This window comes from Ligaoa zhengdingensis (assembly GCF_014384885.1).
Lineage (GTDB): Bacteria > Bacillota > Clostridia > Oscillospirales > Ruminococcaceae > Ligaoa > Ligaoa zhengdingensis.
In genome coordinates, this window is record NZ_JACRST010000005.1 from 87,886 (window position 1) to 99,099 (window position 11,214).

Annotated in this window: 13 protein-coding genes and 1 tRNA gene; 12 read left to right on the plus strand and 2 right to left on the minus strand. The window is 48.1% G+C overall.

Annotated features, from left to right (window positions below; translation table 11 throughout):
- Positions 1–94: 94 nt before the first annotated feature.
- The 9 genes from H8711_RS05520 (at position 95) to H8711_RS05560 (ending at position 6,710) form a co-directional block, all read left to right on the plus strand.
- Positions 95–1,057 (plus strand): helix-turn-helix transcriptional regulator, encoded by a 963-nt coding sequence (locus H8711_RS05520; protein WP_006773000.1) that lies wholly within the window; start codon positions 95–97, stop codon positions 1,055–1,057.
- 131 nt (positions 1,058–1,188) lie between these two features.
- Complete coding sequence (locus tag H8711_RS05525; protein ID WP_002569119.1) at positions 1,189–1,557, plus strand: helix-turn-helix domain-containing protein; 369 nt, start codon at positions 1,189–1,191, stop codon at positions 1,555–1,557.
- Between the two features lie 68 nt (positions 1,558–1,625).
- Entirely contained in the window at positions 1,626–2,183 is a 558-nt protein-coding gene (locus H8711_RS05530) for an ImmA/IrrE family metallo-endopeptidase (RefSeq protein ID WP_006059621.1), read from the plus strand.
- A gap of 104 nt (positions 2,184–2,287) precedes the next feature.
- A complete protein-coding gene (locus tag H8711_RS05535; RefSeq protein ID WP_002592913.1) occupies positions 2,288–2,824 on the plus strand; it encodes a hypothetical protein in 537 nt (178 codons plus the stop codon).
- A gap of 300 nt (positions 2,825–3,124) precedes the next feature.
- On the plus strand, positions 3,125–3,673 hold the full coding sequence (locus H8711_RS05540) for a sigma-70 family RNA polymerase sigma factor (RefSeq protein ID WP_006059623.1): 549 nt from the start codon (positions 3,125–3,127) through the stop codon (positions 3,671–3,673).
- A 487-nt stretch (positions 3,674–4,160) separates the two neighbouring features.
- A complete protein-coding gene (locus H8711_RS05545) occupies positions 4,161–4,541 on the plus strand; it encodes a type II toxin-antitoxin system PemK/MazF family toxin (protein WP_002569115.1) in 381 nt (126 codons plus the stop codon).
- 30 nt (positions 4,542–4,571) lie between these two features.
- Positions 4,572–4,799: a helix-turn-helix domain-containing protein gene (locus H8711_RS05550; RefSeq protein ID WP_002569114.1), complete on the plus strand. Its 228-nt coding sequence runs from the start codon at positions 4,572–4,574 to the stop codon at positions 4,797–4,799.
- Positions 4,800–4,903: 104 nt separating this feature from the next.
- On the plus strand, positions 4,904–5,341 hold the full coding sequence (locus H8711_RS05555) for a helix-turn-helix domain-containing protein (protein WP_002569113.1): 438 nt from the start codon (positions 4,904–4,906) through the stop codon (positions 5,339–5,341).
- On the plus strand, positions 5,319–6,710 hold the full coding sequence (locus H8711_RS05560; RefSeq protein ID WP_007862346.1) for a tyrosine-type recombinase/integrase: 1,392 nt from the start codon (positions 5,319–5,321) through the stop codon (positions 6,708–6,710). Before H8711_RS05555 ends, H8711_RS05560 begins: the two co-directional genes overlap by 23 nt.
- A gap of 348 nt (positions 6,711–7,058) precedes the next feature.
- Here the strand turns inward: H8711_RS05560 and H8711_RS05565 are convergent.
- Positions 7,059–7,135 (minus strand) — tRNA-Arg (locus H8711_RS05565).
- A 307-nt stretch (positions 7,136–7,442) separates the two neighbouring features.
- Between H8711_RS05565 and H8711_RS05570 the strand changes: the two genes are divergently transcribed.
- From H8711_RS05570 to lexA, 3 genes are all read left to right on the plus strand, one after another.
- Positions 7,443–7,871, plus strand: a complete 429-nt coding sequence (locus H8711_RS05570) for a bis(5'-nucleosyl)-tetraphosphatase (protein ID WP_249282479.1) — start codon at positions 7,443–7,445, stop codon at positions 7,869–7,871.
- A gap of 76 nt (positions 7,872–7,947) precedes the next feature.
- On the plus strand, positions 7,948–9,324 hold the full coding sequence (locus tag H8711_RS05575) for a TrkH family potassium uptake protein (RefSeq protein WP_249282480.1): 1,377 nt from the start codon (positions 7,948–7,950) through the stop codon (positions 9,322–9,324).
- A 362-nt stretch (positions 9,325–9,686) separates the two neighbouring features.
- Complete coding sequence (lexA, locus tag H8711_RS05580; RefSeq protein ID WP_249282481.1) at positions 9,687–10,268, plus strand: transcriptional repressor LexA; 582 nt, start codon at positions 9,687–9,689, stop codon at positions 10,266–10,268.
- A gap of 60 nt (positions 10,269–10,328) precedes the next feature.
- On the opposite strand, the gene H8711_RS05585 is transcribed toward lexA, so the two are convergent.
- Positions 10,329–11,069, minus strand: a complete 741-nt coding sequence (locus H8711_RS05585) for a hypothetical protein (RefSeq protein ID WP_249282482.1) — start codon at positions 11,067–11,069, stop codon at positions 10,329–10,331.
- Positions 11,070–11,214 lie beyond the last annotated feature (145 nt).

An 11,214-nucleotide genomic window follows, 5' to 3' on the forward strand; every position in this document is an offset into this window, starting at 1 on the left:
ATCGGCCTGCTTCTCTGTGCTGTCGCCCTGCTTCTGGTCTTTGGGGCTGGACACCATACAAAATAGGCCATTTTAAGAATCGAGGAGGTGAAGTATGCAGAATTCAACAAATATGCGGATACTGGAATTACTCCGGTTTCTCTATGAGCGGACCGATGAAAACCATCCCGCCACAGTATCTGACATCATTGCCCATCTGAATGGAAAAGGAATTCAGGCAGTGCGGCAGACTGTTTACGCAGATACCAATGCGCTGATCGATGCGGGGATTGATATTGTGGTGGTTAAGAGTACCCAAAACCAATATTTTATGGGAAACCGCCTGTTTGAGTATCCAGAACTGAAAATGCTGACAGACGCAGTAGCATCCTCGAAGATCATTTCTGCCAAGAAGTCTGAGGAACTGGTGCAGAAATTATGCCGTCTGACCAGTCTACATCAGGCAAAGCAGCTTCAAAAATTTGCTGCTTTATCCAGCCGTGTCAAACCGCATAATGAAAAGGTTTACTACATCATTGACAATATCCAAACAGCGATTGGAAACCATCAGCAAATTCGGTTCCAATACTATGAATATACTCAAGAAAAAAAGAAAATCTTAAAGCATGATGGATATTATTATGTCGTAAATCCTTATGCGCTTGAATGGAAAAATGACCATTACTATTTGATTGGATTTTCTCTGAAGCATCAGAAAATTGCTCACTTCCGTGTAGATCGGCTAACAAGTGTAGAAAATCTGGAAACTTACTTTATGCCGATAGAGGGATTTGATGTAGCCTCCTATACAAATAAAATGGTTGATATGTTTACATCGGAGTCATCGAAGGAAGTAACCCTTCTATGTGAAAACGAATTGATGAGAGTAATCATAGATCATTATGGAGAAGATGCTGCTGTTGATAGGTATGATGATACACACTTCACAGCCAAAATTGAAGTGAACCCCAGTGGAACTTTTTATGGCTGGATATTCAAATTCAAAGGGAAAATAAAAATTCTCTCTCCCAAAGAGTGCATTACGGAAATGCAGCAAATCGCTCAGGAATTTATATAGCGCAAAAGAGGTGTTATTGATTTTTAACACCTCTTTTCAAATGAAATTTTTATCCTTGAAGTGAACAGATGTTCGATATACAATATAAGCAAGATGTTCGCAGTTCGTCGAACAAATGAGAGGTGAATGCTGTGGGCAATATAACTTTTGGATCATTTATAGCCGAGAAACGCAAGGCGCACAAATTCAATTTACGCGATACAGCCAAGCATTTGAATATTGCTTACGGTTATCTGTGTGATATTGAGCAAAGCCGCCGTCCTGCACCCAATGGAGATTTTGTGGAACGCATCTCTGCCTTTCTGAATTTGGATAAATCAGAACATGAGTTGCTTTTGGATCTGGCTGCAAAATCACGCAATACAGTATCTGCTGATTTGCCAGACTATATCATGGAAAAAGATATTGTTCGGGCAGCCTTGCGTGTGGCAAAAGAAGTAGATGCTACCGATGAAGAATGGCAGACATTTATGAAAATGCTAAAGGAGCGTAAACGATAGGGGGGAGAGCTTTGTCAATTCCACAAATCCGTACAGAAGCAATCGAGGCAGTAGGGCGAAAAATCCTGATGGAATATGATCCCTCTCTGCTATCCGGGCAACCATGTCCTGTGCCAATCGAAACCATTATCGAGACAAAGTTTGATCTAATCCTGGAGTTTCATACACTAAGAAAAAACCCCAAGATATTAGGGGAAACAATTTTCGATGACGGTGCTGTTGTCTTATATGACCAGATACAGAGACAGTATCGAATGATTGCAGTAAGAGCCGGTACAATCTTAATTGATGAACGGCTTTGTGATCCGTCAAAATTAGGGCGGCTCCGTTTTACCTGTGCCCATGAGCTGGCTCATTGGGTACTACATAAGAAGTTGTACTCTGGTACTGGAGATGTTGCTGCTTATAACGGAAATGTTTCTTCCGACGAAAGTCATGGCATAATTGAGCGTCAGGCGGATACTCTGGCTTCTGCTCTGCTGATGCCTTTACCGCAGATCAAAAAATGTTTTTACCGGCTTAAAATAGGCCGGACAGATGAACAGCTCATTGCTGAAATGGCAAATATTTTTGAGGTTTCCAAGCAAGCAATGCAGATTCGTCTAAAATCCAGAAACCTGATATAACCAAATGGGGGAATAGAGAGAGGCACTGCCCTCTCTCACGCTCCTCTGCTATGCTATTTTGTACCTAATATGTTCGCAATATTGCGAACAAGGAGGGATGTTCTATGAGAAAAGAAAGCACAACAATCCAAAAATGTAACAGCAGGCTAACAGCTTTGGGGCTTAACAGCGACGCTGCGTTTCATAGAAGTAAGCTGATTCTAAAGATTTACCGTGATGTAGTCTGGGTTCTGAGTGAACGGGCAGAAGAATTACAAGAAACTGCTTGGATTATGGGAGAACAAGATATAGAGTCTGGCCTCTGCTATCTTGAAAATTTTGCACCAGATATTGAACTGCAAGCCTTTGAAGAAAAAGTTTGCTGCCTTGTTCAAAATCAAATGCTAGTCAATATTATTGACCGTGCACTCCTTCGTCTGAAACGGTATCCGGATCGAGGAGAACTTTACTATGAAATTTTGACTAAGCAATTTATCTATCGGTTCAACAGTACAGAGAAAGAATTGCTGGAAGAACTAAATATAGAGCGCAGTGTCTTTTATGACCGAAAACGAGAAGCCATCTATTTATTTTCTGTTTGCTTGTTTGGATATTCTATTCCAGAAGTCCTGGAGGAGCTGCCCCGACTAAATCCCGACTAAATCCCGACAAATCCCCGACCTAATCCCTACTCCCTTCCGACTTCCGACCTGCTATACTTGTTATAGTGGCAGGAATGCGCTAAATTGAATACTTTTCTACATAAGGCCCGGCATTAACCGGGCTTTTTTCATTCCTGCTGCAATATGGCGGCAGGAACATGGCTGGAGGTGAAAACACTTCCGGCCTTTTTCTTTGCCCGGTATTAGGAGGCCGGTATGCGCTGGGAGGCGTACATAGCACAATATCCATGACACCGTTCAAATTCGCTGACTACCAAGAATTTGAACGGAGGAAAGGATATGACGAGAGTATTCATTTGGAAAAATAACAGCCCACAGGAATGGGAGGAAATCAGTTTTTCAGCGTTCAGTAAGGCACGCCGCAATGGTTGCTTTACTGGGCGCTTTTTTGTTGAAACAGTCAAAATGTTCCGTGATGAAGATGACCGCATTATCATGGAATGTTCTCGCAAAGATTTTGAAAAATACCAACAGGAGGACCGCCACAGCCGCTATCTCCAGGAACATGAGAAAAGTCGCTCTATATTCCCGGCTTCTCATGTGGGAGATCGTGACGGCACAGAGGAAGGTTATCAGGATACAGATTTGTTTGTGGATGAATCTGTTGATACTGCGGAACAAGCTATTCAGAATTTACTTCTTGAGGATTTACACCAAGCTCTATTGAAACTGAGTCCAGCAGAACGAGATTTTATATTGTCCTATTATGAAATGAAAATACCAAATGCAACTTGTTTAGCCCAACGATATGGTATTACTCGGCAAGCCGCAGATAAGCGATTGAAAAAAATTGAAGAAAAAATAAAAAAGTTGGTTGCGATTTTCTAAAAAAGTGGCAGTAGCAAGTGAGAGGGAAATCCTTTCACTTGCACCTTGACAACCTCATATACGAATCATTAAGTTTGATCCTCTTTGGGCGTAATAGCCGCTACATCAGCGGTATATTTTCTGAGAGCTGCCACTCGCATAACAGGCCAACCCATTTTTGCTGTATAGATGAGTTTTCGGTTTATCAGAAATATATCAGGCTGGAATACATCGGATGGCATCCGGTCATGGCATAACAAGGAGGAAAGCTCTCTTACAGCCATAGTCCGAGCGTGATAATAACCGTCGCAGGCCATGGGTAAGACCAAACGAAGTGGAGGTGAAACTCCTGAGAAGCAGGCCAGCCACCTGCGGCTTAATGATTACCCAAATCCCTGGGGTGTCGTGGACAAGTAAGGGATAAAACAGGCGCTAAATTGAAGGAGACTCTGTAATTTGCAGAGCCTCCTTCTTACATAATCAAATCTCAAAACATAGGAGGATGAACATGAAAGAAGATTGGATTTATAAGCGTGGGGATTTATATTATGCCAATTTGAACCCTTATTTTGGATCAGAGCAAGGCGGCACCCGTCCTGTCCTGGTTCTTCAAAACAATGTGGGGAATTTTTTCTGCCCCACTTTGATCGTAGCTCCACTCACCAGTAAATGGATTAAGAAAAAGGAGCTGCCCACACACTATGCACTGGAGAGCGTTCCAGAGCTTGGACTGAAATCTGTTGTTCTGCTGGAGCAAATTAAAACGATTGATAAAAGGCGTGTTTTATCGTACATTGGGCGCGTATCTCGCGAAGAAATGAGAGCGATTGATGATGCTCTGCAAGTTAGTTTAGATATTCATATTCCGGAGGAAATGGAGGCTCCGTAAGGCCACTTACCGGATAAAGGAGGCGTTTTTATGTTTGAAGCAAGAATTGCGGAATTGAACCGCTTTAATGAACAAAATCCTGTCAGCTATGACAAAAGAACCTATACGGTCGATGAGATTCAGGACATTCTGGGTATCAGTCGTCCCACAGCATATAATCTGGTAAAACAGGGTGTATTCCACAGCGTCAGAGTCGGCGGTCATATCCGCATTTCCAAAAAGAGCTTTGATGACTGGCTGGATCACGCAGATGAATGATTTGTCAAGGATGCCGATCTCCAAATCGACATCCTTAACTTTTTTTCTGCTTTCTCTTACAATGAGGCCATAGCAAGAAAAACTTTATAGAGGAGGCAAAAGCCATGCAAAAACAAAGAGTAAAGACCAGTATGTCTGTACCAGAGATGGGCAAAATGCTTGGGCTTGGTAAAGTAGAATCCTACTGGTTGGTTAAAAAGAACTATTTCAAAACAATTCAAGTGGCCGGACGAATGAGAGTTATGCTGGATAGCTTTGAAGATTGGTATGCCGGCCAGTTCCACTATAAAAAAGTGGATGGTACACCGCCCGGAGAGAAATGGAGGCATACTACGATGTCAGTTCCGGAAATGGCGGATCTTTTGGGGCTGAAATCTGGCACAGCTTATGACCTTGTTAAAAGGGGCTATTTTGAGACGACCTTGATTGATCGAAGAATTCGTATCATTACCAGCAGTTTTGAAGCCTGGTATCAAAAGCAAACTCATTATGTGAAAATCTCAGAAAGGAGCAATGAAAATGGCATCTATCGTGAAGCGTAAAAGCAAATATTCTGTGGTGTATGATTACACAGATGAAAACGGAAAACGCAGACAGCGTTGGGAAACCTTCAGCACAAATGCAGAAGCAAAAAAACGAAAAAAGCAAATTGAGTATGAGCAGGACTCTGGAACCTTCTTTATTCCTACGGCAAAGACCCTGAACGATCTGCTCGATGAATATATGTCCATCTATGGTGTAAATACCTGGGCAATGTCAACATATGAAAGCCGCCGTGGTCTGGCGAGAAACTACATAACTCCTATTATCGGAGATATGTTACTATCCGACATCACTCCAAGGATGATGGATAAGTATTACCGTGATCTGCTCTCTGTGAAAACGGTAAGCGTCAACAACCGCAAACCCACAAGCGAATATCTGACCCCGCATACAGTAAGAGAAATTCACAAGCTACTTCGCAGTGCCTTTAATCAGGCGGTGCGTTGGGAACTAATCAGCCGTAACCCTGTCCTGAATGCGACACTTCCCAAAGAAGAACATAAAGAACGGGATATATGGACTGCCGAAACGCTGAGCAAGGCTATGGAAGTCTGTGATGATCCTATCCTCTCCCTTGCCTTAAATCTGGCGTTCTCCTGCTCTTTACGCATTGGTGAAATGCTGGGCCTTACCTGGGACTGCATTGATATTGCACCACAGAGCATAGAAAATGGTTCAGCTTATATATTCGTCAACAAAGAGCTGCAACGGGTTACACGAGGTGCATTGGACGATTTGAGCGACAAAGGTGTTATTAAGAAGTTTCCACCTTGCATAGCCAGTACCCATACTGCTCTGGTCCTGAAAGAGCCTAAAACCAAAACCAGTATTCGCCGCGTGTACCTGCCGAAAACAGTTGCCTATATGCTGGTAGAGAGAAAAAAAGAAATTGATGAGCTGATGGATCTGTTTGGAGATGAATACATCGACAATAACCTGGTCTTTTGCTCCAGCAATGGCCGTCCGATGGAAAGCCAGGTGATTAACCGTGCTTTCAATAAACTTATCAAAGAAAACGGACTGCCTCATGTTGTATTCCATTCTCTCCGTCACTCCAGTATCACCTACAAGCTGAAACTCAATGGTGGCGATATGAAATCCGTCCAGGGCGACTCTGGTCATGCTCAGGTAAAAATGGTTGCAGATGTCTACTCTCACATCATCGACGAGGATCGCTGCATAAACGCTCAGCGATTGGAGGAAGCATTTTACTCATCCAAGACTCCTGACCCTGTTGAAGATACAGAGCCTAAAACTGCGGATACTGCCGTCACTGAAAGTGATGAAAGTGATGCAGCGAAGATACTGGAACTGCTTAAAAATCCCGAAACTGCCGCACTGCTCAAGCAGCTGGCAAAAGCTTTATAAAGTCCCTCCCTCAGAAGAACGCCTCTCACTTTGTGAGAGGTTTTCTTCGTTTGAACCACTTTGCACAGTGACCAAACACTTTTTTTGTTAGCAAGGTTCTGAAAGCATTTTTGAGCGATGTTAGCAAATTCGCGATTTTGTTTGCAACTTCCTCTAATTTCTGCTAACAAATGTTTGCAAGTTCCTTTGGTAAAAATCGAACCTCTGACTTACCGCCTTTCTTAGCAAAAGGCCAAATCTCGTTAGCAAATGTTAGCAAACCAAGGTTTTTTGCAAAAAAGCCACAAAAGCCGCAGAAATAAGAAAAGCCGAAAACCCTGATAAATCAAAGGTTTTCGGCGTGTTTGCTGGCGTCCCTGGCGGGATTCGAACCCACGGCCTTTCGCTTAGGAGGCGAACGCTCTATCCTGCTGAGCTACAGAGACTTATATTAAATTGAGACTGGCAACGATCACTTTTCCCCGTAAGGCAGCTGGTAGAGCACAACCTTAGGAGGCGAACGCTCTATCCGACTGAGCTACGGAGACAAAATACTGTAACTTTTATCATATACGAAAGCGGGGTTGATGTCAATAAAACGGGCGGTAGAATTCTCAATTTTTCTGGGAAAGGGGTTTCCTTGTAAAGGAAAACGTGATATATTATCTTAATAGAGTATGATCGCCGTGATGTGCGCATTAGGGTGCGCTGAAGACGCGCGGCAAACGGAATTTTGACTTGGAGGATCACCGAATGAAACGTGAAAAGTCATGCGGTGCGCTTGTGTACCGCAAAAAGGACGATAAACAGCCCGAGCTGCTGCTCATCAAGCACCGGTTCGGCGGCCACTGGTCGTTCCCCAAGGGCCACGTGGAGGCCGGGGAAAACGAGGTGGAAACCGCACTGCGCGAGGTGGGCGAGGAAACCGGGCTGAGGATCGACCTGCTGGATGGATTCCGCGAGTGCGTGGAATACTACCCGAAGCCGAATGTGAAAAAACAAGTGGTCTATTTCCTGGGTTACGCGGCGGATGACCGCGTGCACAAGCAGGATGAGGAGGTCAGCGAGGTCAAGTGGCTCGCCCTGGATGACGCCCTGAACGCTGTCACCTTTAAAAACGACAAAAACTTGATCAGCCGGGCCAAGAGCTTCCTGATGAACGGGCAGAGCCAGGACCGGTGATGGAAAGAGGATCAAAGGGCGGGGGTTTGTCCCCGTCTCTTTTTGTCTCAATGACGATAAAGGAGTTGTGTTCGCTATGTCTCCGCATTTTCCCGAAAAAAAGCGATCGCTGCTGATAACATCCCCCGCCCGCGCCATCTGCCTGAGCTTTTTCGCGGTGATCGCCGCGGGCACCCTGCTGCTGATGCTGCCGGTTTCCTCGCAGGACGGGCGGTTCACCCCGCTGCTGGACGCGCTGTTCACCGCCACCAGCGCCACCTGCGTGACCGGCCTGGTGGTGTTCGACACCGCAACCAAGTGGTCGCTGTTCGGCCAGTTGGTCATCCTGGCGCTTATCCAGATCGGCGGGCTGGGCCTGGTCACCATCACCACCTTCTTCAACCTGGCGCTCGGCAAGCGGTTGGGCTTCCGGTCGATCCAGCGCGCGCAGGAGGCGATCAACGTGGACGGAGCCATGGACATCAACCGCATGATCCGCATCGTCGTCAAGGCGTCGCTGGCGGCGGAAGGGATCGGCGCGCTGCTGCTGCTGACCGTGTTTGTCCCCAAATATGGGCTGCACGGCGTGTTCATCTCGGTGTTTTTGGCGATTTCGGCGTTCTGCAACGCAGGCTTCGACATCCTGGGCTTTGAGTCGCAGTATATCTCGCTCACCAACTATGGCTCTAACCCGGTGGTGATGCTCACCATCACCGCGCTCATCATCGTGGGCGGCCTGGGCTTTGTGGTGTGGAACGACCTGCTGGAATACCGCAAAAACCGGCGGCTGATGCTGCAAAGCCGGGTGGTGCTGGTCATCACCGGCATTCTCATTGTGGCCGGCACGGCGATGTTTCTTCTCTGCGAGTGGAACAACCCCGCCACCTTGGGCTCCATGCCGCTGGGGGATAAGCTGTGGGCGTCCTACTTCCAGTCGGTCACCACCCGCACCGCCGGCTTTAACACCATCGATATCCCCAACCTCAACCCGATCACCAAGACGCTGTCGATGGTGCTCATGTTCATCGGCGCGGCGCCGGGCTCCACGGGCGGCGGCATCAAGGTCACCACCATCGCTGTGGTGGCGATGACGGTGATGTCGGTGATCCGCGGCGGCGACGACACCGTCGTGATGCGCCACAAGGTGCCAAAATCCACCGTCTACCGCTCGCTCACCATCCTGGTGCTGGGCGGCCTGCTCGTGATTGTGGCGGGCAGTGTGATGTATTTCACCATTCCGGAAAATTCCATCGAGACCGGCATCGACGCCATGTTCGAGGCTGTTTCGGCCTTCGCCACCGTGGGCATCTCCTCGGGTGTGACCGCCGTCGCCAACGTGCCGTCCAAGCTGATCCTGATTCTTACCATGTTCACCGGCCGCGTGGGGCCGATCTCCTTTGTGTTGTCTCTGGCTGCCAAGGGCACGGGCAACCGCAACCAGGTGATGCCCGACGGCCGCATCATGGTGGGCTGACAATAAAAAGAGCGCCCGCTGGCGCCCCCTGAGGCGGGGCGGCGGGCGCTTTTTGCGCGCAGAGCAAAATAAAAGGGTCCGCACAGAGAAGTGCGGACCCTTTTATTTTTGTTTGAGGTGTGTTTTCTTGAGGAGGGTAGAGCTTATACCCAGAAACGCTGCGGCTGCGTTTCTCTTGGGTATGGTTTTATTATAACCTTTTCCTAATTTTGTTTGTTACGCCGGTGTAAATAAAGGTTGAATAATCGTTGGAAAAAATTTAAACATTTGCAGAGGTATTTCGTGCAATTCTAAAAACATACGTTTGCGTTTTTTTGCCAAATATGTTATGATAAAAGCAGAAAAATAAGGGAGGCTTGACCATGCTGGATCAGCGGGCGCAGGAGGTACTCAAATATATTACGGCGCGGATTGGCGAGGGGGTTCCGCCCTCGGTGCGCGAAATCTGCGCCGATCTGGGGATCAAGTCCACCTCGACGGTGCATAAATATCTCAAGCAGCTCGAACAGGAGGGCTACATCGAGCGCGACCAGAACCTCAACCGGTCGATCAAGGTGCCCGGCGGACCCACCACCAAGGTGCCGCTGCTGGGTACCGTCACGGCCGGCCTGCCGATTTTGGCCGTGGAGCAGATCGAGGAGTATATCCCCTACCGCTCGGGTCGCGGCGGCGAAAAGGACCTGTTCGCGCTGCGCGTGCGGGGTGAAAGTATGCGCGACGCGGGCATCCTCGACGGGGACATCATCGTGTCGCGCAAGACCAGCTCGGCGCAAAACGGCGAGATCGTGGTGGCGCTTGTGGAGGATGAGGCCACCGTCAAGCGCTTTTTCAAGGAGGACGGCCACTTCCGCCTCCAGCCGGAGAACAGCGCGTTCCAGCCGATCATCGTGGATGAGGTGCGCATCCTGGGCCGGGTGGTGTCGGTCATCCGCTATTACGAATAAGGCTGCAGGGATACAGAGCGCCCGCATCCCCAGGGGGATGCGGGCGCTTCTCAGCATATTTCAGCCCTCGAGCGAGCCCTCGGGCGCGTCGGGCGGGAGCGCGGCCTTGTTCTGGATGTTGCCGAGGTCGAGGTCGGCTGGGCGCGCGACCGGCCGGTCCTCGTTGATATGGGAGTAGCGGAACAGGTAGGTGCCGACGTGGTCCCACGCGCCCCGATCGAAGTTGTAGTCGTAGTGCTTGATCTCGATGCGGCGGAACATCTTATCCTTATCCACATGGCCGATCAGGGCGTAATAGGTGTTGCGGTCGGTGCTCTGCACCACCGAATGCACCAGGTAGCCCTCTCCGTCGCGGTAGACCACATCCGAAAGGACCTGGTTGCCGGTAAAAAAGCGCTCGCGGATGCCGATGAAATCGCGCTGCTGCACCCGGTCGTATTTGGTGAACCGGTCGATGAACCACTCGTCGTCATACTTATAATAGTAGTTGGTTCCGTCATAATAATCGTAGGCAGGCCAATGCCAGAACACAAACGGATGCCGGTCGCGGTAGAGCAGCTCGCGCCCGCCGCTTTCGGTCTGGCGGAACTTGATCACCTCGGATTCTGAAGAGCAGAAATCAAACCAGGTGTGAAAGCTGTAGTGCACCTTTTGCAGCTCGCCCGAGGTCATGTTGTCGATAAAATCGCTGTACATCTCCAGGCCGTTCAGGCCCTCCACGGGTTCGCGATCCGCGTTTTGGCAGGACGAAAAGGCGGCCAAAATGCCGATCAGGAGCAGGATGGAAAGCAGTTGTTTCATGGGACCGGCCTCCTTTGAATGGGGATAGCACTATTTTACAACAATTTCGCACAAAAGTACACAAAAGCGGCAGAAATATCGCGTTTTTGTTTAGGCAAAACAAGATATTTTTCCGGATGACTGGCACTATGCCAAAAAAAGGACT